Origin of the sequence: Curtobacterium sp. PhB142 (assembly GCF_004341255.1) — a bacterium.
GTDB lineage: Bacteria > Actinomycetota > Actinomycetes > Actinomycetales > Microbacteriaceae > Curtobacterium.
The window spans coordinates 581781-602217 of the sequence record NZ_SLUT01000001.1 but is presented as its reverse complement, the minus strand read 5'-3'; the positions used below and the strand labels follow the sequence as shown (position 1 = coordinate 602217).

At 67.5% G+C, this 20437-nt stretch carries 23 protein-coding genes; 8 read left to right on the top strand and 15 right to left on the bottom strand.

The features are described 5' to 3' along the window. Nucleotides 1-172 precede the first annotated feature (172 nt). Genes EDF31_RS02960 through EDF31_RS02950 form a run of 3 tightly spaced genes read left to right on the top strand, consistent with a single transcriptional unit; the run spans nucleotide 173 to nucleotide 2404 of the window. A complete protein-coding gene (locus EDF31_RS02960) occupies nucleotides 173-1096 on the top strand; it encodes a metallophosphoesterase (protein WP_165901310.1) in 924 nt (307 codons plus the stop codon). Then, a complete protein-coding gene (locus EDF31_RS02955; RefSeq protein WP_131845092.1) occupies nucleotides 1089-1967 on the top strand; it encodes a type II toxin-antitoxin system prevent-host-death family antitoxin in 879 nt (292 codons plus the stop codon). Before EDF31_RS02960 ends, EDF31_RS02955 begins: the two co-directional genes overlap by 8 nt. Continuing rightward, nucleotides 1964-2404: a hypothetical protein gene (locus tag EDF31_RS02950; protein WP_131845091.1), complete on the top strand. Its 441-nt coding sequence runs from the start codon at nucleotides 1964-1966 to the stop codon at nucleotides 2402-2404. The genes EDF31_RS02955 and EDF31_RS02950 overlap by 4 nt, the downstream gene beginning before the upstream one ends. A gap of 210 nt (nucleotides 2405-2614) precedes the next feature. Here EDF31_RS02950 and EDF31_RS02945 read toward each other — a convergent pair whose 3' ends face one another. From EDF31_RS02945 to EDF31_RS02925, 5 genes are read right to left on the bottom strand one after another with little or no spacing between them, the layout of a single operon-like run. Beyond that, complete coding sequence (locus EDF31_RS02945) at nucleotides 2615-3010, bottom strand: low molecular weight phosphatase family protein (RefSeq protein ID WP_111022532.1); 396 nt, start codon at nucleotides 3008-3010, stop codon at nucleotides 2615-2617. A gap of 14 nt (nucleotides 3011-3024) precedes the next feature. Further along, entirely contained in the window at nucleotides 3025-4422 is a 1398-nt protein-coding gene (locus EDF31_RS02940) for an FAD-dependent oxidoreductase (protein WP_207896078.1), read from the bottom strand. Nucleotides 4423-4442: 20 nt separating this feature from the next. Continuing rightward, entirely contained in the window at nucleotides 4443-4859 is a 417-nt protein-coding gene (locus EDF31_RS02935; protein WP_131845090.1) for an arsenate reductase ArsC, read from the bottom strand. A 20-nt stretch (nucleotides 4860-4879) separates the two neighbouring features. Next, nucleotides 4880-6283 carry an arsenic transporter gene (locus EDF31_RS02930; protein WP_165901309.1) on the bottom strand — a complete coding sequence of 468 codons (1404 nt, stop codon included), beginning with the start codon at nucleotides 6281-6283 and terminating at the stop codon, nucleotides 4880-4882. Beyond that, nucleotides 6283-7686 carry an FAD-dependent oxidoreductase gene (locus EDF31_RS02925; protein ID WP_123937944.1) on the bottom strand — a complete coding sequence of 468 codons (1404 nt, stop codon included), beginning with the start codon at nucleotides 7684-7686 and terminating at the stop codon, nucleotides 6283-6285. The genes EDF31_RS02930 and EDF31_RS02925 overlap by 1 nt, the downstream gene beginning before the upstream one ends. 116 nt (nucleotides 7687-7802) lie before the next feature. Between EDF31_RS02925 and EDF31_RS02920 the strand changes: the two genes are divergently transcribed. Further along, nucleotides 7803-8156: a metalloregulator ArsR/SmtB family transcription factor gene (locus EDF31_RS02920; RefSeq protein WP_123680830.1), complete on the top strand. Its 354-nt coding sequence runs from the start codon at nucleotides 7803-7805 to the stop codon at nucleotides 8154-8156. 15 nt (nucleotides 8157-8171) lie between these two features. Here EDF31_RS02920 and EDF31_RS02915 read toward each other — a convergent pair whose 3' ends face one another. After that, nucleotides 8172-8600: a MerR family transcriptional regulator gene (locus tag EDF31_RS02915; protein ID WP_123937946.1), complete on the bottom strand. Its 429-nt coding sequence runs from the start codon at nucleotides 8598-8600 to the stop codon at nucleotides 8172-8174. A 109-nt stretch (nucleotides 8601-8709) separates the two neighbouring features. On the opposite strand from EDF31_RS02915, the gene EDF31_RS02910 reads away from it, so the two are divergent. Further along, nucleotides 8710-9666 carry a bile acid:sodium symporter gene (locus EDF31_RS02910; RefSeq protein ID WP_123938119.1) on the top strand — a complete coding sequence of 319 codons (957 nt, stop codon included), beginning with the start codon at nucleotides 8710-8712 and terminating at the stop codon, nucleotides 9664-9666. 157 nt (nucleotides 9667-9823) lie between these two features. Here EDF31_RS02910 and EDF31_RS02905 read toward each other — a convergent pair whose 3' ends face one another. From EDF31_RS02905 to EDF31_RS02865, 9 genes are all read right to left on the bottom strand, one after another. Further along, complete coding sequence (locus EDF31_RS02905; RefSeq protein ID WP_123937948.1) at nucleotides 9824-10558, bottom strand: cytochrome c biogenesis protein CcdA; 735 nt, start codon at nucleotides 10556-10558, stop codon at nucleotides 9824-9826. Further along, a complete protein-coding gene (locus EDF31_RS02900) occupies nucleotides 10555-11154 on the bottom strand; it encodes a signal peptidase II (protein WP_123937950.1) in 600 nt (199 codons plus the stop codon). Before EDF31_RS02900 ends, EDF31_RS02905 begins: the two co-directional genes overlap by 4 nt. Beyond that, nucleotides 11151-11765 carry a TlpA disulfide reductase family protein gene (locus EDF31_RS02895; protein ID WP_123937952.1) on the bottom strand — a complete coding sequence of 205 codons (615 nt, stop codon included), beginning with the start codon at nucleotides 11763-11765 and terminating at the stop codon, nucleotides 11151-11153. Before EDF31_RS02895 ends, EDF31_RS02900 begins: the two co-directional genes overlap by 4 nt. Next, the gene (locus EDF31_RS02890) at nucleotides 11762-12436 is read right to left on the bottom strand and encodes a thioredoxin domain-containing protein (protein ID WP_123937954.1); all 675 of its coding nucleotides are present in this window, start codon (nucleotides 12434-12436) and stop codon (nucleotides 11762-11764) included. Before EDF31_RS02890 ends, EDF31_RS02895 begins: the two co-directional genes overlap by 4 nt. A gap of 225 nt (nucleotides 12437-12661) precedes the next feature. Continuing rightward, nucleotides 12662-13885 carry a M23 family metallopeptidase gene (locus EDF31_RS02885; protein WP_123937956.1) on the bottom strand — a complete coding sequence of 408 codons (1224 nt, stop codon included), beginning with the start codon at nucleotides 13883-13885 and terminating at the stop codon, nucleotides 12662-12664. Beyond that, entirely contained in the window at nucleotides 13885-14478 is a 594-nt protein-coding gene (locus tag EDF31_RS02880; RefSeq protein WP_165901039.1) for a copper resistance CopC family protein, read from the bottom strand. Before EDF31_RS02880 ends, EDF31_RS02885 begins: the two co-directional genes overlap by 1 nt. A 13-nt stretch (nucleotides 14479-14491) precedes the next feature. After that, nucleotides 14492-14890: a M23 family metallopeptidase gene (locus EDF31_RS19835; RefSeq protein WP_243648852.1), complete on the bottom strand. Its 399-nt coding sequence runs from the start codon at nucleotides 14888-14890 to the stop codon at nucleotides 14492-14494. Between the two features lie 546 nt (nucleotides 14891-15436). Next, nucleotides 15437-15844, bottom strand: a complete 408-nt coding sequence (locus EDF31_RS02870; RefSeq protein WP_123937963.1) for a hypothetical protein — start codon at nucleotides 15842-15844, stop codon at nucleotides 15437-15439. A gap of 112 nt (nucleotides 15845-15956) precedes the next feature. Next, on the bottom strand, nucleotides 15957-16922 hold the full coding sequence (locus EDF31_RS02865; RefSeq protein ID WP_123937965.1) for a cytochrome c oxidase assembly protein: 966 nt from the start codon (nucleotides 16920-16922) through the stop codon (nucleotides 15957-15959). Between the two features lie 47 nt (nucleotides 16923-16969). Here EDF31_RS02865 and EDF31_RS02860 point away from each other — a divergent pair, with 47 nt between their 5' ends. The 3 genes from EDF31_RS02860 to EDF31_RS02850 all read left to right on the top strand — a co-directional run bounded on the left by EDF31_RS02860 (nucleotide 16970) and on the right by EDF31_RS02850 (nucleotide 20379). Next, nucleotides 16970-17332, top strand: coding sequence for a metalloregulator ArsR/SmtB family transcription factor (locus EDF31_RS02860; protein WP_123937967.1), 363 nt, complete (start codon nucleotides 16970-16972; stop codon nucleotides 17330-17332). After that, complete coding sequence (locus tag EDF31_RS02855) at nucleotides 17329-18249, top strand: cation diffusion facilitator family transporter (protein ID WP_123937969.1); 921 nt, start codon at nucleotides 17329-17331, stop codon at nucleotides 18247-18249. Before EDF31_RS02860 ends, EDF31_RS02855 begins: the two co-directional genes overlap by 4 nt. 174 nt (nucleotides 18250-18423) lie before the next feature. Next, on the top strand, nucleotides 18424-20379 hold the full coding sequence (locus EDF31_RS02850; RefSeq protein WP_243648837.1) for a cytochrome c oxidase assembly protein: 1956 nt from the start codon (nucleotides 18424-18426) through the stop codon (nucleotides 20377-20379). The last annotated feature ends 58 nt before the right edge of the window (nucleotides 20380-20437 follow it).

The following is a 20437-nucleotide window of genomic DNA, read 5'->3' as shown; positions in this document are numbered from 1 at the left end:
CGCGCCGTCGGCGCCGCAATGCGTGGACGGTGAAGCGGGTAGTGACATCCGGCGGCGCGCCGGCGATCGATCACCCTGGTCCCGCGACGCGCACTGCTGGGGGCGACCGGGTCAGCGACAAGTTCTGCGTTCGCTCCGGTCCGGCCACGCCGACCTCCGCCGAGGACGCGAGATGACGCTCCGTGGCCGCTCGGTGATCTCGCTCACATCGGCCGAGCGCGATGTCTGGCCAACGCCTGACGGGCAACCGGGATCGCAATGGTCGGATCTCTCCGATCGTCGGATCGCGTTGCTCGGTGACGTCGAGAGCCACATCTGGGCGTTGCGACGCCGCTTCCGGCAGATCGCCGACGTCTCACCCGATGTTCGAACGATCGTGCAGCTCGGCGACCTGCGCTATTCCAGTCCGACGCGCGTGGGCAAGAAGGTCTGGCGCCGGGGAGCTGAACTAGTTGCAGAGGTGGACGCGATGTGCCGGGCGACGGGCGTCGATCGCTTCCTCCTCGTTCCCGGCAACCATGACTGGCCGCAACGGCTGGCTCAGGAGTTCTCAGCGCACCCGGAGAGGCCATTCCGCCTGGGTGAACGTGTGTGGACGATGCCTCGAGGGTTTCGGTTCGGCCTGGCCGAAGTCCGATGCATGAGCTTCGGGGGAGCGGCGTCGGTGGCCCGTTCGACGTTCCGCCCTGATTGGCACCCGTCGGAGCTTCCATCCGAGGATGAATACCGTGCTGCCGCGGCCGGCCCGCCGGTCGACGTCCTGTTCACTCACGAAGCGGTGGACGCGGGTGTCCCGAGCGTTGAGGACGCTATCGCGAGCCCAGCGCCCACGGGCACCGAGGCCTTTGAGATGGAGCAGTCTCGCTGGTCCCGATCCTGGACCACCTGGCTCGCTCGTTCCGTCCAAGCCAAGCGCGTCTTCCATGGACACATGCACGTGTACGGCTACGGCCGCCTGTCCGATACGCAGCGTGTGATCAGTCTCGCGCCCAACTACGTCCGCTACGGCGGCGGTGGCCTTCTCGATCTTCGAACCCTGGAGTTCACGCTGATGCCCGACCACTCCGGTTACTCCGACATGGATTTCGATGTCTGAGCCGGGGGCGGCCGACCGCGGCGAGCACCGTCTCGGCGTGGTCGTGGCGTCCCGCTCGGACGCGAACCTTGTTCGTGCTGTCGCACGGAAGCTCGACGTGACGCCCGAGCAGTTCCTCCTCTCGTCGGCGGTGGTCGCGGCGGAGAAGGTCGTCGCCGCTGATATTGCAAACAGGCATTGGCGGCGCAAGGTCACGAGCCGCTGGCTCACCTTTGTCTCGGAACGGCAGCTCCAAGATCGATTCGCGCGTCTGCTCAGGCGGGCACGCCACGGTGAGGAGATCGTCATCGTGCTGCATGGGCGGCCCGTCGCGCGACTCGCAGGACTTGACGGCCAGCTCGCGATTCCTGACCGTCGTACACGCTTGCCCCGACGCACGTCGCATCGTGGTGAAGGACAAGGCGACGAACGCGCCGCACAGCCCGGATTTGACGGCCTGGAGGCCGATTCGGAGCTTGCGCGTGCTCACCAGGCCGTCGCCGACGGCGCACTCGATCGTGCTCACGACGAGACGATGGCGGCGTTGATCGCGCGCTCGCTCAGCGAAGAGGCGACCAGCCGGCTGCTGCGGCAGCCCGTGGACGCGGTCCGACAAGCGGCCCACGTCGGCCGCTTGTACGCCTTCACGATTGGGGGACGAGCGCACTTTCCTCGCTGGCAGTTCCACGGCCCGGCAGTCTTGCCGTGGCTGAACGTCATCGTCGCCGCGGCCGGCGGTCCGGCTGCAGTAGCCATGCTCCAAACGTTCATGACGACGCCGTCCGATCACCTCTTGGCAGACAACCGCGCTCAAACGCCACGCGACTGGCTCCGCTCAGGACGGAGCGTGGCCCCGGTAATCGCACTCCTCGAAGGACGAAAGCACACGTGACCGACGCACCTGATGGGCAGCCGCTGCTTCTCGCCCACACGACCTTCAACGATGCGGTCTTTCCCGTCACCGTCAACGAGCCCCTCAACGGAGCCGCCGTGACTGAAGTCGCCCTCGCGCCAGAGCCGGTGTGGCTTCCAACGATGGGCCTCCCCACGACCGTCGTTCGTGTCACCTTCAGTTGCACACCCCTACGCGCGACCCAACTGCTCGGAGCAAGAATCGAAGTGGACGTCAACGCGGAACTGACTGACGTATTCTCCGGCGCAGACGTCTACCCAAGAAGCCTCGAGACGGTTCAACCGACCTCGGTCGGTCCCGGCACATTGCAGGTCGAGACGCGGCTCCCCATGTCACCATTCGTATTTACATATCCCCGCAAGCTCGGACTCAGTCTGCGCGCGCAAGCGTCCTCAGACCAGGATGATGCGTGGTGACCGGGACATCGGCCGCTGCAGCCTGCGTGCGCTGCGTCCGCTAAACGACCCGGCGTGGACATGATCGTCCCGGTAGGCGGTGATCCACGGGTCCTCTCCGGCTCAGACGAGAGGTCTGGTTCTACCGTCAGTCCCGCATCTAGCAGAGCTGTGAGCAGCTTCGCTCTGTGCCGTGCTTCTGACTTCGCTTCGTGTCGGGTAGTCCGGTCGCTAGGGCTGCAGGAGCTCTCGCTCGATGCGTGCGGCGACGGCGTCCCGCATCGGGCGCACGTCTCCTGGTGACCAGGAGGTGGGGTCGGGGAACGACCACTCCAGGACCGTGCCGCGTGGTTCGGCGGGGAGATCGAGGCCGGGCTTCATGAGGACGACGATGTCCGCGTGCTCGAGCAGGCCAGCCGTCAGTCGCCGGGGCATGCGTCCGGTGATGTCGAGGCCCAGTTCGCCGACGGTCGCGGCGATCGAGGGGTTCACCTCCTCGGCGGGGCTGATGCCGGCGGAGGTGGCGGTGTATCGGTCGGGGGCGGCGAGTTCGAGGAGGGCGGCGCCGAGTTGTGAGCGGCCGGCGTTGTGCTTGCAGATGAATAGGACGGTCGGCTTCGTGGTCATGGATGCAGGTCCGGTCAGTTGGTGCAGCACGAGGTGTTGCCGGCAGCCGAATCAGGCGGAGTGCAGCAGGTCGCGTCCTCAACGTCGGGAGTGGCGGTGGCGGCTGGGGTGGTGCAGCAGGAGCTGCCGCCGATGTCGGTGGAGCAGACGCCGGTTTCGGGGAGGACGAGTTCGACCAGGCGCGCGGCGGTGTGGTCGCCGGCGAGTTCGGCGGCGATGGAGCGGACCTGCTCGTAGCCGGTCAGGAGCAGGAACGTGGGCGCGCGGCCGTAGGACTTCATGCCGGCAATGAAGAAGTTCGGCTCCGGGTGCGCCAACTCGGCGACACCGTGCGGGGCAACGGAGCCGCAGGAGTGCAGGTTCGGGTCGATCAGCGGTGCGAGGGCTCGGGGCGCTTCGACGATGTCGTCAAGGCCGAGCCGGATCTCGCGAAGCATGTCGAGGTCGGGCCGGAACCCGGTCGCGTTCACGATGACATCAACGGTCACCGCGAAGGGCTCTCCGGCACGTCGGCCGGTGACGGTGACCTGGTCGCCGTCGGGTCGGACATCGTCGATCTCGAACGACGCGATCTGCCGCACCTGACCGGACTCGACAAGCCCGTGGACGGTGGAACCGAGCTGCCCGCGGGCGGCCAGCCCATCGGCTGCGTCCGCGCCGAGCCGGGCGGTGCCGGCGTTCCGGACAGCCCACAGCACGTCGGTACCCGGCGCGGTCTTGGCGAGGCTGGCGAGCTTGATGAGGGTGTTCGCCGCGGAGTGGCCGGCACCGACGACGAGGACCCGCTTCCCCGCGAACCGGGCACGGTCGGCACCGAGGACGTCAGGCAGTGCGTGGACGACCCTGTCGCCGAGATCCGCGGCGGGTGCGAGCCCAGCGGCAGTGAGAGGGTTCGGGGACGTGTAGGTGCCGGACGTGTCGACGACCGCACGGGCAGTGACGTCGTGCGCACCGTCGGCGGTGTGGAGGCGGAGCAGGAACGGAGTGTCGGCGCGGCCGGTGGAGCGGGTGCGATCCATGCCCTGCCGTGACACCGCCTCCACGCGGATGCCGTACTGGATCACCGGTGCGAGCTGCGGGGTCGCTGCCAGGGGTGCCAGGTACGTGTCGATGAGGTCGTGGCCGGTGGGCAGGGATGATGCCCGGGGTGCTTCCCAGCCGGTGGCTTCGAGGAGACGCCGCGCGGCAGGGTCGATGACGTACTGCCACGGGGAGAACAGCCGCGTGTGTCCCCAGGCGCGGACGCTCGTCCCCACGGTCGGCCCAGCTTCGTAGACGACGACGGGGAGGCCGCGCTCGAGGAGGTGCGCGGCGGCGGCGAGGCCGACGGGGCCGGCGCCGATGACGGCAACGGGGAGTCCGGTGAGGCGGTCCGCGTCGGTCCGGGGTGGGACGGTGAGGGTGAGCGTCATGATCTGCGGCTTCCTGGTCGTTACGCGGTTGCGTTGGTGGGCAGCAGCTCGGCGAGGAGCGTCTGGACGCGGTGTTTGATGTCGTCGCGGATGGGGCGGACGTCCTCGATGCCGCGGCCGGCGGGGTCGGTGAGGTCCCAGTCCTCGTAGCGCTTGCCGGGGAAGATCGGGCAGGCGTCGCCGCAGCCCATGGTGATGACGGCGTCGGAGTCGCGGACGGCGTCGGTGGTGAGGATCTTCGGCTGGTTGCCGGCGATGTCGATGCCGTCTTCGGCCATTGCCTGGATCGCGATCGGGTTGATCTGGTCCTTCGGCGCGCTGCCGGCGGAGAGGACCTCGACGCGGTCGCCGCCGAGGGCCTGGGCGTAGCCGGCGGCCATCTGGGAGCGTCCGGCGTTGTGGACGCAGACGAACAGGATCGTGGGCGTGTCACTCATGGGTGTGTGTCTTTCCGGGTTCAGTGGATGAGGGTGAGCCAGCCGGCGAGGGCGGCGAGGGTGATGGCGAGGACGGGGATGGTGAGGACGATGCCGGTGCGGAAGTACTGCCCCCACCCGATGTGGATGCCCTTCTTCTCCAGCACGTGCAACCACAGCAGGGTCGCCAGGGACCCGATGGGGGTGATCTTCGGGCCGAGGTCGGAGCCGATGACGTTGGCGTAGACCATCACCTCGTGCGTGAGCCCGGTCGCGCCGGCGCCGCCGATGGCGAGGGCGGCGATGAGGACGGTGGGCATGTTGTTCATCAGGGACGCGAGGATCGCGATGGTGAACCCGACGCCGAGCGCCGTGACGAGGACCCCGTGGTCACCGAACACGTCGAACAGCTTCGCGAGGTGATCGGTGAGGCCCTGGTTCTGCAGGCCGTAGACGACGAGGTACATGCCGATGGAGAACAGCACGATCTGCCACGGCGCCTCCCGGATCGTCTTCCACACCGGGATCACCCGCCCCGACGGCGCACCCGGCCCGGTGCTGCCTGCGCTGACGGTGGCAGTACCGCCGGTTGCGACGAGGACCGGTGCGGCCTCGGCACGAGCGAAGAGGAACGCGGGCTGCCGTGAAGCCACGGCAACGATGACGACGGCTCCGACGCCGGCGACAGCGGCGAGCGGGACGCCGAGCGGGTCGGCGGCGAAGTAGCCGACGAGCAGCAGCGCCAGGACGACCCAGCCGGCACGGAACGTCGCCCGGTCCGTGATCGCTGCGGCGGGGCTGGTGAGGGCGAGGACGTCGTACCGCTTCGGGATGCTCCTGCCGAAGTAGAGCAGCAGCATCTCGAGGGAGGCCAGGACGGAGACGATGCCGACGGGAATCATGACGGCGGCGTACTCGGCGAAGCCGAGGTGGAAGTAGTCCGCGGAGACGATGTTGACAAGGTTCGACACCACCAACGGCAAGCTGCCGGTGTCCGCGATGAACCCGGTCGCGAGGATGAACCCGAGCGCCGCCTTCTGCGGCATGTTCAGTGCGCGGAGCATCCCGACGACGATCGGGGTGAGGATCAGCGCGGCCCCGTCGTTGGCGAACACCGCCGCGATGACCGCGCCGAGGCCCACGATCAGCACGAAGAGCAGCCGTCCGTTGCCGCGGCCCCAACGGGCGACGTGAAGGGCCGCCCACTCGAAGAACCCGGCCTCGTCGAGGATCAACGAGATCAGCACCACCGCGACGAACGTCAGCGTCGCGTTCCACACGATCCCGACCACGGTCGGGACGTCGGAGAGGCCGACGACCGTGGTGGCGAGGGCGATGACGGCGCCGATGAGCGCGGTGTAGCCGATCGGGAACCCCTTGGGCTGCCAGATCACCACCACGAGCGTCGCGACGAAGATCGCCGCAGCGACCACAGCCAGCACCATCAGGCGCTCACCCCAGCCTGATTCACTGCAGCCTGGTTCGCCGCTGCGGCGGCGCGTTCCCAGCCCTGCGCGGCGACCTGCACAGCGTCCCACGGGGACCCGAGCGGCGGCGTGTAACTGAGGTCAAGATCGATGACGTCGTCCACGGTGAGCTCCGCGTGGAGGGCGGTGGCGAACGTGTCGATGCGCTTGCTGATCTCCGCGGTCCGCTGCCCGACGATCTGCGCACCGAGGAGCCGCCCGGTGGCCTGGTCGCCGGTGACGCTGATCGTCAGCGGGACGGCGCCCGGGTAGTACCGCTTGTGGTCATCCGCGACCGTCACCCGCGTCAGCGGAGACACCTCCAGTGGGCCGGTCTCGTGCTGGCGGAGGCCGGTGCGGGCGGCGACGAGGTCGAACACCTTCACCACCTGCGTCCCCACCGACCCGGCGAACGTCTTCGAGCCGCCGAGCATGTTCTCCCCGGCGACGCGGCCCTGCTTGTGCGCGGTCGTCCCGAGGGGCAACCAGGTGGTGCCGAGGAGGCGGTGGTGCGTCACGACGCAGTCGCCAGCAGCCCACACATGCGGCACACCGGTCCGCATGGACGCGTCGACCACGATCGCGCCGGCCTGGCCGAGCTGCGCTCCGGCGGCGACGGCGAGATCCGTGACCGGGCGGACGCCGACGCAGACGACCACCAGCGCGAACGTGCCCTCCGTGTCACCAGACGCGGAGCCGGTGGCGACGCGCCACTGCCCACCGCCTGCCGGGGTGATCCCGGTGACGGTGGAACCGGTCAGCACGGTCGCGCCGTGGCGTCGGACCTCGGCGGTGACGAGGGACCCGAGTTCCGGGTCGAGGGTAGAGAGCACTTCCGGACCACGCTGGATCAACGTCGTGTCGAACCCACGGGCGACGAGCCCTTCGGTCATCTCCAGGCCGATGTAGCCAGCACCGACCACCGCGACCCGGCTCCCCGCCGGCAGCAGCTCGAGGGCAGCAACGACCTGCTCGGCGTCAGTCATGGAGTGCAGCAGGTGGATGCCCGGTTCCCCGAACGGCACGCCGGCCGGACGGACCGGTTCCGCGCCCGTGCCGATCAGCAGCTCGTCGTACGCGATCTCCTCGTCCCCGGTGGGGCCGGTGACGGTGAGGCGGCGCCCGTCGACGTCGACACTCGAGGCCCAGGTGGAGGAGCGGACGGTCATGCCGGCGGCCTCGAGATCAGCACGGGTGCGGTGCGCGAGGGACGCTTCCGTGGCGACGTCGCCGGACACCCAGTACGGGATGCCGCAGATGGAGAAGTTCGGGAACTCGTCCGCGAGCACCACCGTCACAGCCGTCGACGGGTCAAGTTCACGGGCGCGGAGCGCGGCGGCGATGCCGGCGTCGCTGCCGCCGACGGCGAGGAGGTGAGTCATCAGGCTGGTCCTTCACGGATCGAGCGGGAACCGGAACCCGGCGAGTACATCGAAGCACGTCGATATCGACCAGCGCAAATATAGACGCGTGTCAAAGTCCGTGGGAGGATGAATCCATGACGATCGAGCTGCTTCCCATCCAGGACGTCACCGCGTGCTGCTCGCCCGTCACCACCGAGGCCATGGACCAGGCATCCGCCGAGGTCCTCGCGAAGTCACTCAAAGCGATCGCCGACCCGGCCCGGCTCCGGCTCATCTCGATGGTCGCCGCGCACGACGGCGCCGAAGCATGCGTGTGCGACCTGCAGGAACCGCTCGGCCTCTCGCAGCCGACCGTCTCCCACCACCTCAAGGTGCTCGTCGACGCCGGAATCCTCCACCGCGAGAAGCGTGGCACGTGGGCGTACTTCTCCCTCGTGCCCGGCGCGCTCGATACCCTCGCCGGCCTCATCACCGCACCGACGCGCTAACCCTCGGCCGCGCGGTTACCTTCCGGGACGCCGGGCAGTTGCGCCGATGCCGTCGGCGATGACGCACTGCGTGCTGCAGTGCTCGTCACGGTCCGGGCATCCCGCGAAGTCCTGATCCGCTTGCGCCAACCGCCCGCGGAGCTGCTGCAGTCGGGCGATCTTGTCGTCGATCTCCTGAAGACGTCGGGCGAGGACGGGACGCATGGTGTCGCGGACGTCCGTGCAGGATCGGGTATCAACCGTGACGAGGTGCGCGGCGACGTCGACGAGGGAGAGGCCGAGCTCCTTGCTCGCCTGGATGAACCCGACCCGGTCGATCGCGGCGTCGTCGTAGTCGCGGTACCCGTTCTCGAGCCGGCGGCTGCCGATCAGGCCAAGGGACTCGTAGTACCGCAGCGTGGTCGCTGCGACACCGGTTCTGCGGCTGGCTTCCGAGATGCGCACGTCAGCAGCGTACGGCTTGACCTTCCAGCGCACTGGAACGTTTAGGGTCAACGTTCGTGCACACCCCTGATGCGGCCGGAGCGTTCCGGTGAAGCGGCTCGTCTCCGCGATGGAGGCTCACCAGATCCTGCTCTACCTGGCCGCGATCGCCATCGGCGCCGGAGCCGGACTGGTGCTGCCTGGAGCGGAGCGCCTCGAGGTCGGTATCAACCCCGTCCTCGGACTTCTGCTCTACGCGACGTTCCTCGGGGTGCCGTTCGCCGCGATCGGACGAGCGGTCCGAGACGTTCGCTTCCTCGGCACGGTGCTCGTGCTGAACTTCGTCGTCGTGCCGGTCGTGGTGTTCGCGCTGTCCCGGTTCGTTGCCGGCGACCCGCCACTGCTCTTCGGCGTGCTGCTGGTGCTGCTGACACCATGCATCGACTACGTCATCGTGTTCTCCGGCCTCGCCGGCGGTGCGTCCGCGCGGCTGCTCGCGGCGGCACCCCTGCTGATGTTGATGCAGATCCTGTTGCTCCCCGTCTACCTGCTGCTGTTCATCGGCCCCACCGGGGTCGCCGCAGTCGACATCGGGCCGTTCGTCGAAGCGTTCCTCGTCCTGATCGTCTTGCCGCTGGCCGCAGCCGCGGCGACGCAGGCACTCGCGAAGCGGACGCGTTTCGGCCAACGTGTTGAGGGGCTGATGCAGGGCCTGATGGTGCCCCTCATGATGGCGACCCTGTTCGTTGTCGTCGCTTCACAGGCGGGCGCCGTCGCCGAGAACGTCACCCGGCTCATCGTGCTGGTACCCATCTACGGGACGTTCCTGGCGGTGATGGCCGCACTCGGGACGATCGCCGGCAGAATCGCCAGGCTCGACGTCCCCAGCCGGCGCGCGCTGGTGTTCAGCGGTGCCACGCGGAACTCCCTGGTCGTCCTCCCGCTCGCACTCGCACTCCCACCCGACCTCGGCCTCGCACCGGTCGTCGTGGTGACGCAGACCCTCGTCGAGCTCGTCGGCATGATCATCTACGTACGGCTGGTACCTTGGCTCGTTCCAGCCAGAGTCGGGCCAATGACCACTTGATGCTGGGTCCTGCAGCGGTCGACCACCATTTCGTCAGCGCGGACGAGGCGGCTTCGGCGACGGTGTGCGCGGGGCACCATAGAGGCGACGAGCGACGAGCGACGTGTGGTCGGCGGGTCACTGCGAGATCCACGAGCTGGGTGGGGAGTTCCGGGGGTTACAGGACAACTGTTGTGTTCGCGATCATGCCTTGCAGGATGGACATGATGAGGGTCCAGACCCCGGTCAGCATGGCGATCCCGGTGGCGATGAGGATGCATCCGCCGAGGAGATTGATCGCCCGGATGTGGGTCCGTAGGAACGTCACGGTTCGGCTGGCCCATCCGAAGCCGGCAGCGACGATGATGAAGGGAATGCCGAGGCCGAGGCCGAGGCAGTAGGCCAAGCCGAGGGCTGCGCCGCGGAGTCCTGTACCGGAGTCGAGGCTGAGAGCGGTGATGGTCGCGAGGGTGGGACCAAAGCAGGGCGTCCAGCCCAATCCGAACGTTGCGCCTAGGAGTGGTGCTCCGAGGAGACCGGGTCGCGGTCTCCATGATGTTCGGACGGTCCGTTGGAGTGGACGGAAGAGCCCGATGAACGCGGCTCCCATAATGATGACGATGAGCCCCAGGATGCGGATGATGACGTCCTGCCATCGGAACAGCCACGCGCCAGCGGTGCCGAATGCTGCACCGTAGGCGACGAACACCAGTCCGAACCCGACGACGAAGAGTGCGGCTCCGCCGAGAGTGCGTCGCGTTGTGACCGTGGACGCGGAGCCACTGACGAAGCCCAGGTACCCCGGCACCAGCGGAAGAACGCATGGGGACGCGAACGAAATGAGCCCGGCGAGCATGGCAATCGGAACGGCAGCCAGCATCTGCCCACTGAAGACTGTCTCCTGCAACGTCATCGAGGCTCCTGGTTTCGGGGCTCGGTGGGGTAGTCGGAGGCGCCGGGAGGGCCGTCTTTGCCGTTTTGGGATCGGGGGTTCGGGGACCGAGAGAAGGTGACCGCGAGGATGACGACGCCGACGAGGATGGCGATGTCCGCAACGTTGCCGATCGCGATGTCGGCGTAGTTGATCATGTCGACGACGGCACCTTCGCCGATGTTCTGCCCGCGGGTGAGCCGGTCGCTGAGGTTGCTGGCTGCGCCACCGATCAGACAGCCGACACCGACAGCGATGATGAGTCGGAGGCCGGTCGCCGCCCACACCAGCAGGCTGGCTATCACGAGTGCTGCGAGGACGGAGAGTATCCAGGTTCGTCCTTCTGCGAGAGAGAACGCCGCTCCACGGTTGAACGCAAGTTGCAAGCCGACGAGGTCACCGAGGACGGGGAGGGTCCGGTGCGGGTCGAGGTGCCAGAGCGCCCACAGCTTGGTCTGCTGATCCACGGCCGCGACGAGGACTGCGACCCCGATGACCGTCGCGAGGGAGCGCCCGCGCTGAGAACCTGGGCTGCGGTCGGCGTCGGTCTGGTGACCTGGCGGGGGGTTGTTCCTCACGCTCGGGTGAGTTCGTCTTCGATGAGTGTGGCGAGGGTTCCCGGCCCGCCGATAGCTCCGAGGATCCGCACGGCGACCCTGCCTCGCACGTCGAGAACGATCGTGGTGGGGACAGCGTTTGGCGCCACGTCGCCGGAGAGCGCGAGTTGCATGCGACCGGTGTCGTTGTCGAGGATCGACGGGTACGTCACGTTGAAGCGGCGTTCGAAGGCTTCCGCTGTGCCCTGCGCGTCGCGGACGTTGACGCCGATGAACTGTACGTCTCGGCTTGCGAAGCGCTCCGCGACCTTGTTGAGGTGCTTCGCCTCAGCGCGGCAGGGCGGGCAGGAGGCGTACCAGAAGTTGAGAACGACGACCTGCCCGCGGAGCTCCTCGCTGTTCAGCTGCGTGCCGTCCATCGCGGTCTCGTCAAACTGTACCGGAGCGCTCCGGTTGGACGTTGGCACCTGCGTCACGGTGCCGTCGCCGGAGACGTAGTTCTTCGTTTCGCCGCCGCGGTACTGCGAGCTCAGCGTGCCGTTCTGCCCGCCAGCGCATCCCGCCAGCAGCATCACCGCCATGATCGCCGCCGTTGCGGGCGCGGCTCGTCGCCAAGATGGCCGGCGGGTCATCGACTTTCCTGCACAGCGGCGTCCACTGCGGTCTGCAGGTCAGCGTAGGTCTGCAGGGGAACCACTTCGCCGTTGATGAAGAACGTGGGTGTGCTGTTCACGCCCAGTGTCGTTCCGAGATTGACGTCTCGTTGAATGCGCTCGAGCACAGTCTTGCTGGTGACGTCGCGGTCGTAGCGGCTCATGTTCAGGCCGAGGTCTTTGGCGTAGCCGCGGAATCGTTCGGCCTGAGAGTCGGTGCCTCGCTCGCCCCACTCCTTTTGCGTCTCGTACATGCGCTGGTACATGCCCTCAACCTTGTTCTGCTGGGCGGCAGCCTCGACGGCGGCGGCAGCGGTGCGGGAGTTGCCATGGCCGGGGAGGGGGAAGTACCGGAACCCGAAGGTGACGTCACCTTCGTACTTCTTGCGGAGGTCCTCGACGTAGGGGTAGAACGCCGCGCATGCTTCGCATTCGAAGTCGAGGAATTCGACAACGGTGACGGAGCCCTTGCCAGGGGGCCCGAGGACCCGTGTTGGCGTGACGGCACCGGTTGGGCTCGAGGACGCCGCTGTTGCTGCGGTCGGCGCGGAGGGAACGTAGGCGCGGATGACGAAGACGGCGATGACGATCAGGACGAGTGCGCCGGCGATGAGGCCGGAAACGACACCGATGCGGGTGCTACGAGTCATGAGGTCCCTTTGCTGGGTTGGGAGCGGGGGCGCCGCGTCGAGCGGAACGTGCGAGCAGGAGAACGGTGGCGTGTCCGATGAGGGCGAGCCCGAAGCAGACCGCGCCAATGACGTAGATGCCGCCGGGCCCTGGGCCGTCGCGGAGCAGCATCACGCCGCACACTGCAACGGTGATCGTCAGGACAACGACTTGCACGGCGGACCACGTCGCCCGAATGGGCCCCATCACGCCCCCTTGCCATTGAGGAACGGGGTTGGTGGGATCGCGGTACCGCCCTGACGCACCTCGAAGTGCAGGTGACAGCCAGTGGAGAGTCCGGCATTGCCGACTTCCGCGATTTTCTGTCCGGCGCTGACACGCTGCCCGACAGCAACTTGCACCCCGGCAGGGAACATGTGCGCGTAGTTGGTGGTGACGCCGCCGCCGTGGTCAACCGTGATGAGGTTCCCGTAGCCGCCGTACGGGCCGGCGTAGGTGACGGTGCCGGCGGATGCGGCGTAGAGGCCGGTGCCGCATGCGGCTCCGAAGTCGTCGCCTGCGTGGAGGCGGTAGTAGCCCAGTACGGGGTGCAGCCGGTTGCCGTACGCCTGGTACGAGCGGTACGACGTGATTGGCATCGTCCAACCGGATGCGGAAACCGCGCCGGGGTTCGACGGGGTCTGTGGACGGTTCTGCGCGGCTTGTGCTGCAGCAGCCGCCGCGGCGGCTCGTGCAGCTGCAGCGCGGCGCCGCTCCGCCTCCGTGTATGCCGCCTCCGTGCTCAGCGTCCGGTTGCGCAGCACCGCGAGCTGGTCGTTGAGTTCCCGCTGGCGGCTGCGCTGGGTGGCCTCCGCAGCGGCGGCTTCTGCAGCGGCCGTTGACGCTGCGGTGAAGGCGCCGGCAGCGGTGTTCCGGAGCTGGTCCCGCTTCCGTTTCGCTGCCTTCGCTTGCTTACTCAACGCCGTCGCGGTCCCAGCCTTGGTCGCGGCGTCTCGGAGCGTGGTGTTCATGGTGTCGGTGACTTTGGACGCCGTGCCCAGACGAGAGAGGAGATCGTCAGTGTCCGCCGTGATACTCACCGTGAGATCGCGTCCTGCCGACCGGGAGAGATACGCCGACCAGGACGCGATCTGCTCCTCCGCGCCGGCGGCGTCCGCTCGTGCATCATCGGCCTGCGCGGTGAGCGTGTCGAAGCGGCCCGCCGCAGCGTCTGCGGCATCCTGAGCGACTTGCAGCTCCCGTCCGCGAGCATCAGCGGCCGCCTTGGCCGTCACGGTCGTGTCCTCGAGTTCCGTGACGAGCGCTGCGATCTGCTCGGCCTGCCGGGAGGCGGCCGCCTCATCGCCTCGAGCGCGGAGCACGTCCGCCCAGCTCGGTGCCGGTGCCGTTGCCGCCGCCGCGGGTACTGCAGGCAGCGCAGCGATGACGATCGCGATGATGGTCGCCGCGGCGACCGTGGTGCGCCGCATCATTCGGGAGCCTTTGGACGGCGGCGGGTGATGAGCAGGATCCCGACGACCGCGAGGACGAACAGCCCGGTCAGACCGCCAAGGGCCCAGATCGCCGGACTGGTGTCCCTCCCTCCGCCCTGCGCTGCGGCCGTTGCTCGTGCGGTCGGAGAGGCGCTTGTCGGTGTTGCCGATGGCGTAGTGGCCCGTGCCGTCGGTGTGGCAGATGCGGTGCTGCCGGTGGAGGTGAACTGGTAGCCACCGGAGATCGGGTGCCCATCAACCGAGACGCTCCGCCAGGCAAGGTTGTACGTGCCGGGGGCGGTGACATTGACGGATTTGGTGAGGGTGCTGCCGTCGACTTCCAATGTGCCCGTGGTGACTTCGGCGCCGTTGGGTCCGGTGACGCTGATCACTAGTCCGGATTCCAGCCCCGCCAAGGGCTGCTCGGAGAACGTCAGGGTGACCGTGTCGAGGTCGCCGCTGATGGTGGTGTCTGCGGCGGGCGTTGCTGATGAAAGTGCGTCGTGCGCACTTGCCGGGGCAGCAATGGTCAGTGCTGTGGCGAGCACGGTTGCCGGGATGAAGATTGCGATGAGGGTGCGAAGTCGCACGGGTGCCTTCCTGTTAGAAGTTGCGGCCGGCGTTGCTGCGCAGCCACGCTGCCGGGTCGATGGGAGTGGCGCCGCCCTGATGCACCTCGAGGTGCAGGTGCGCGCCGGTACTCCGGCCAGAAGATCCGACAAGCCCGACTCGAGCGCCAGCGGCGACGCGTTGCCCCGTCCGGAGCGGGGATGAACCGATGATCATGTGGGCGTACAGGGTAGATACGAGCTGCCCGCCGACCTGGTGGTCGATGATCACGTACTGCCCGAACTCAGAGTGCATGCCGGAGACGCGGACCACGCCCGCGGCGACCGCACCGATGGGAGTTCCAGCTCCGGGGGTGAGGTCGAGGCCCTGATGCGCTGTCGAGCAGGTGGCGCATGGCGCGATGCGATATCCGAAGCCGGAGCTCTGCGGCACCGGACCGGGGAACGGCCAGCGAACATCGCCCCCGCCGGTGACGGCGCCCACCTCACCGGCCGCGGTAGCCGGTGCGCTGCCGACCACTGTTGGGGTGCTGACGGTGAAGGAGTCGCGTTGGGCAGTTGGGTCCAATGCGGCGGCTGCTACCTGGAGGCTCTGCCCGCTCACACCGGGGGTGAGGGCTGTCGCCGGCGCGGCCACGGACGCCGTTGCCGGCCCGGGCAGTGCGGCAGTTGCGAAGAGCACGACGGCTGCTGCCGCACTGGTCAACACCAGCTGCGAGGAGACAGCCCTCCTCGGGCGAGCGGGGGAGGGCGCGCCGGCGATGGGTCGCGGACGGGGAAGTGGCCGGTGTTGGAGCTGCCGAGGGGTGCGTGCTCGCTGGGCGTGGCGTTCAGCGTCGAGGGCTGCGCGTCGCGTGAGGGGAGTTGGGGAATCGGGTACGAGGGCGGTCTGGTTCGTCACAGGTCTGCAGGAAGGCTTCCGTTAAGCGGGCAGGACGCTTTTGACGTCCCCGCGTTGCGGGGTCGTCCGGAAGGAGAATTAGACGCGTGCGATCGACAGGACCGTCAGCGAGACCGCTGTCTGGTCGTGCCGGATGAGCCGCGGCCGCAGTCTGGCGAGGACCCGGGACAAGGAGAACAACGGCCGGCGGAGGTCGTGCGCGAGCAGTGCCAGGACGAGGCCGGCACTCATCACCAACGCCGCCAGCCCCAACAATGCGCAGAAGATTCCACTGACGCCCTCATGCTGGTCCACGTGGGCGGTACCGGAGGTGCCCTGTTCCAGTTCGGACACGGTAGATGCGCCAGTGAGGCTCGCCACCGGGTCGTCCGTGTGCGCGGCCAGGTTTTGCAACGTCATCGCACCGAGCAACAACAGAACGGCTGCGATCACCGCGGTGGCAGCACGAAGCAGCCGGAGCGGGAGGAGGTGGCGAAGTGTCGTCATGATGAGGATGGCCCGATCGGTGCGGCCGCATCCATTGTGCAGGACGCTGTCAAGGGGTACAGGTGAGTTCGCTGGGTGTGTCCGGGGTGCCTGAGCATGCGGTGCCGGTGGGTCATCCGTGCTGCTCGTGGGGTGAGGTTGTTCGTCCTTGCAGCCGTGCGAGGTGCGCGTTGTAGGCCTCGAGGTCCGGGTCACCATCGCGATCGATCTCACGGTCCCGCTCTCGACTCTTCCGGGATTCGTGGCGGAACCAGCTGGTCATCAGGATCAGCACTAGGGCGAGTGAGGGTGCTTCCCCATACGACCACGCAAGGCCGCCCGCGAACGCTTGGTCGCCGACTGCGGTGATGCCCCAGGAGGCAGGAATGTTGGTGAACGCGGGTACGAGTGGCACGGTCGCCATCATCAGGATCACTCCGAAGAAGGCGTGCAGCGGCATCTCCAGGAACGCATCCAGGAGTCGGCCGAGGTGCCCTTGTCGGCGTGGCAGTGGGTCGGTTGGGATCAGCGGGGCGGTGAAGAGCACTCCAGCGGCGAGGAATGCGAGCTCGAGGCCGACATGTCCGGCCCACGTCTGGAGGAGGGCGTCCGCGGCGCTGGTGAGGTAGAGGCCGTAGAAGGTGATGAGGAACAGCGGGATCATGAACCCGGGATGCAGCAAGAACCGGCCGAGCCGTGACCGCAGCCCGAACACCGCCGTCTGCAACACCAGCCGACCGGGACCTCGATGCGGTGTTGCTCGGAGGAGCAACGTGCCCGGTGCGCCGAGGACAAGCAGTAGCGGAACCGTCATCATCAGTGTGAGCTGCTGGAACATGAACGCGGAGAACAGTACGAAGCCGTACCCCTCGATGCCGGCACCCATCGTGACGGCAAGCAGTCCGCATCCGGTCAGGAACAGCACGCCACGCCACACCGGCCACGTTCGGCGTTGCAGTCGTAAGCGTAGCCATCCGGTCACGTACCCAGCAGCGAGCAGCACCGCGATGACAGGGATCACGGGCACGGGCTGCAACGTCGGTGCGAGCAACGCAGCGACAGTCGGCGGTGCGGTCGGTATCCACGCCAACGGTTCCATGCCACCCGACGGTAGACACACCACCATCAACATGCAACTATATTCGCATGAGCGAATACACGAATGTTGGGCAGGCGGAGTTCGATGACGCGCACGTCGAACTAGCCGCAGAGATCTTCGCGATGCTCGCCGACCCGACACGTATCCGCCTCGTCCTCGCACTGCGTGAGGAAGAGATGCCGGTGGGGCATCTCGCTGCCGTCGTCGACCGGTCGCAGGCTGCCGTGTCTCAGCACCTCGCGAAGCTGCGCATGGCCCGCATGGTCACCACTCGGCAAGACGGCAACCGGGTCTACTACCGCCTCGCGAACGACCACGCGAACAAGCTCGTGCACGATGCGATCTTCCAGGCCGAGCACACCGTCGGCGACGTGGTCCGTCACCACCACAACACGGAGCACGACGCATGAGCACCTCACACGATCATGGCATCGACGCGCACGCGGTGAACCGCCGCCGGCTCGCGATCGCGTTCGGCATCACCGCAACGATTCTTGTGGCCGAGATCATCGGCGCGATCGCGACGAACAGCCTCGCGCTCCTCGTCGACGCAGCGCATATGCTCACCGACGCCGGCGGGCTAGCCACCGCACTCGTCGCAGCGAACCTCGCACGACGACCCGCGACCGCGAAGCGCACCTGGGGCTTCGCCCGCGCCGAGGTGCTCTCCGCCACGGGACAGGCGGCAGTCCTGCTCGCGGTCGGACTGTTCGTCCTCATCGAAGGGGTGCAGCGGCTCTTCGCACCCCCGGAGATCGCTTCCGGCGGGCTGCTCGTCTTCGGCATCATCGGCCTCGCCGGCAACATCGCGTCGATCCTGGTGCTCGCCTCCGGCCGGAACGCGAACTTCAACCTGCGCGCTGCGTTCCTCGAAGTCCTCAACGACGCTCTCGGATCAGTCGCCGTCATCATCGCAGCGATCGTCATCGCCATCACCGGTTGGGGCGGGGCTGATGCCATTGCAGGTCTCCTCATCGGCATACTCATTCTGCCGCGGGCGTTCAAGCTGCTCCGAGAGACCCTGAATGTGCTGCTGGAGGCCACCCCCACGGGCCTGAACCTCGACGACGTCCGCGCACACCTGCTCGAGCGGAAACACGTGATTGACGTGCACGATCTCCACGCGTCCCAAATCGCGACCGGCCTTCCGGTGCTCACCGCGCATGTCAGCATCGACTCCGCATGCTTCACCGACGGCAGCGTGCCGGCCTTGCTCGACGACCTGCAGCGGTGCGTCGCGGAACACTTCGATGTCAGTGTTGAGCACTCCACGTTCCAGCTGGAACCGGCTGGACACAGCCAACACGAACACACCCCCCACGTCTGATCCCGCGCATCTACCTCCGCCCCTGAGCCTGCTGCGCACCAAGGAAACAGCGGCCCGACAACGACTTGTGATGACCCATTGACTGACACGAACCACCGCTCGGCAGACACGCGCACCGCACCCATTGAGGTAGCGCCCGACACCGTGGCAGTTCGCTCGACACTCACCATCTCAGTGCCACTCGCACTGGCATGCGCGCTGCTCGGGCTCACCCTGACCGGGGCGCTCGGGGAAGCAACACAGCTCGTCGACGCCGGCCGGCTTGTCGACTACGGCCTACCTGTCGCGCGAGTGGTCCACGACGCCATGGCTGCAGTGACGATCGGGCTGCTCATCGTCGCAGCGTTCGCGCTGCCCGGTCAGCGGAAGGAACGGGGCCGGCTCTCCTGGATGCAGTACCGGGCCGCACGCTGGGCGGCGTGGAGCGGCGCGCTGTGGTTCCTCGCCGCCGTGGCCGGAATCGTGTTCACCGGCGCCAACACCATCGGCGCGCCGATCACGAGCTCCGTGTTCGCCCGAACTTTTCCGGAGTTCCTCTTCCGCCTGGAAGCCGGTCAGGTGTACCTCGTCTCCGCAACCGCGGTCCTGGTCGCCACGATCATCGCCGCCTCCGCAACACGTGTGACCAGCATCGCCGTCGCGACGGTCTTCGCCATCTTCGCCCTCCTGCCGCTGTCGCTGTCGGGTCACGCAGCTGGATCCCTCGAGCACGCCAACGCCGTGAACTCCCTCGCGATCCACCTAATCGGCGTATGTGTCTGGGTTGGCGGGCTCACCGCGGTACTGCTGCTGCGCACGATGACCCAGGGCAGCACCGGCCGTGTTGTCGCTCGCTACTCGACCCTCGCCGGCTGGTCCTTCGCCGCTGTTGCCTTCTCCGGAATCGTCAACGCGGCACTCCGACTCACCGGCCCCGTCGACCTGATCACCACCTCATACGGCTGGCTGATCACCGTCAAAGCATCGGCGCTCATCCTTCTCGGCATCGCCGGCGTCGCGCAGCGCAGAAAACTCGTGCCAGGGCTTCTCCGCGACCCCGCCAACCGTCGGCTGTTCGTCCGGTTCGCTCTCGCCGAGATCATTTTCATGGCGGTCGCGATCGGCGCCTCCGTCGCGGTGTCCCGGAGCCAACCGCCGATCCCGCAGACGCCGGAAACCGGGGCAGACACACGTGACGGGCTGATCGGGTTCACCTACCCGCCCACCCAGACCCTGCAGAACTTCCTGAGCGCGTGGCACTGGGACTGGGCATGGACCGCTCTCGCCCTCATCGGCATCGGCTGGTACCTCTTCGCCGTCCGCAAGCTCCACAAGCGCGGCGACAGCTGGCCGGTCGGTCGGACAATCAGCTGGGTCACGGGCTGCCTGATTTTTATCTGGACGATGAACGGCGGCCCCGCCGTTTACGGCATGATCCACTTCTCCTCGCACATGATCCAGCACATGCTGCTGATGATGTTCGTCCCGCTGCCGCTCGTGCTCGGCGGCCCGGTGCTCCTTGCGCTGCGCACGCTGCCGGTCCGCAACGACGGCTCACGCGGCGCCCGTGAGTGGCTGATGCTCTTCGTACACTCCCGCTGGATGCAGTTCCTCGGCAAGCCCGCCGTCGCTGGGATCATCTTCGCCGGGTCCCTTGTGGTGTTCTACTTCACCCCGGCGTTCCAAGCCTCGATGCAGTCACACGAGTGGCACATCGTCATGGTCGTCCACTTCGTGCTGAGCGGCTACCTATTCTTCTGGGTCTTCGTCGGCATCGACCCGGGCCCGCAACGGCCCGCCTACCCGATCCTCATCATCGCGCTCCTGGCGACAATGGCGTTCCACGCGTTCTTCGGCGTCGCAGTGATGACCTCAACCGAGGTCTACGCACTCGACTGGTTCCGCGCACTCGGGCAAACCAACGAAGCCGCACTCCTCGCTGACCAGCACACCGGCGGCGGCATCGCCTGGGGCGCGTCCGAACTGCCGATGGTGTTCGTCGCACTGCTCGTCGTGCGGAACTGGGTCAAGTCAGACAAACGCGACGCCAAACGCCTGGACCGTCAGGCGCAACGCGACGGCGACGCTGAGCTTCGCGCCTACAACGAACAGCTCGCCGCGATGAACGGGCGAGATCGCTCGCGCGAGTGATCTCAGCCGTTACCGTTCGCTTCGTCGCTGGTGAGGCTCGAGCCAGTGCTGCCGTGAT

Bases quoted from the DNA above. Each gene is read 5' to 3' on its own strand.
- EDF31_RS02895 (WP_123937952.1), bottom strand. From the start codon at position 11,765: ATGACCCGCCGGCCATCTTGGCGACGAGCCGCGCCCGCAACGGCGGCG.
- EDF31_RS02910 (WP_123938119.1), top strand. From the start codon at position 8,710: ATGGAGGCTCACCAGATCCTGCTCTACCTGGCCGCGATCGCCATCGGC.
- EDF31_RS02870 (WP_123937963.1), bottom strand. From the start codon at position 15,844: ATGACGACACTTCGCCACCTCCTCCCGCTCCGGCTGCTTCGTGCTGCC.
- EDF31_RS02865 (WP_123937965.1), bottom strand. From the start codon at position 16,922: ATGGAACCGTTGGCGTGGATACCGACCGCACCGCCGACTGTCGCTGCG.
- EDF31_RS02855 (WP_123937969.1), top strand. From the start codon at position 17,329: ATGAGCACCTCACACGATCATGGCATCGACGCGCACGCGGTGAACCGC.
- EDF31_RS02890 (WP_123937954.1), bottom strand. From the start codon at position 12,436: ATGACTCGTAGCACCCGCATCGGTGTCGTTTCCGGCCTCATCGCCGGC.
- EDF31_RS02930 (WP_165901309.1), bottom strand. From the start codon at position 6,283: ATGGTGCTGGCTGTGGTCGCTGCGGCGATCTTCGTCGCGACGCTCGTG.
- EDF31_RS02955 (WP_131845092.1), top strand. From the start codon at position 1,089: ATGTCTGAGCCGGGGGCGGCCGACCGCGGCGAGCACCGTCTCGGCGTG.
- EDF31_RS02940 (WP_207896078.1), bottom strand. From the start codon at position 4,422: ATGACGCTCACCCTCACCGTCCCACCCCGGACCGACGCGGACCGCCTC.
- EDF31_RS02885 (WP_123937956.1), bottom strand. From the start codon at position 13,885: ATGCGGCGCACCACGGTCGCCGCGGCGACCATCATCGCGATCGTCATC.
- EDF31_RS02945 (WP_111022532.1), bottom strand. From the start codon at position 3,010: ATGACCACGAAGCCGACCGTCCTATTCATCTGCAAGCACAACGCCGGC.
- EDF31_RS02925 (WP_123937944.1), bottom strand. From the start codon at position 7,686: ATGACTCACCTCCTCGCCGTCGGCGGCAGCGACGCCGGCATCGCCGCC.
- EDF31_RS02905 (WP_123937948.1), bottom strand. From the start codon at position 10,558: ATGACGTTGCAGGAGACAGTCTTCAGTGGGCAGATGCTGGCTGCCGTT.
- EDF31_RS02960 (WP_165901310.1), top strand. From the start codon at position 173: ATGACGCTCCGTGGCCGCTCGGTGATCTCGCTCACATCGGCCGAGCGC.
- EDF31_RS02860 (WP_123937967.1), top strand. From the start codon at position 16,970: ATGAGCGAATACACGAATGTTGGGCAGGCGGAGTTCGATGACGCGCAC.
- EDF31_RS02920 (WP_123680830.1), top strand. From the start codon at position 7,803: ATGACGATCGAGCTGCTTCCCATCCAGGACGTCACCGCGTGCTGCTCG.
- EDF31_RS02935 (WP_131845090.1), bottom strand. From the start codon at position 4,859: ATGAGTGACACGCCCACGATCCTGTTCGTCTGCGTCCACAACGCCGGA.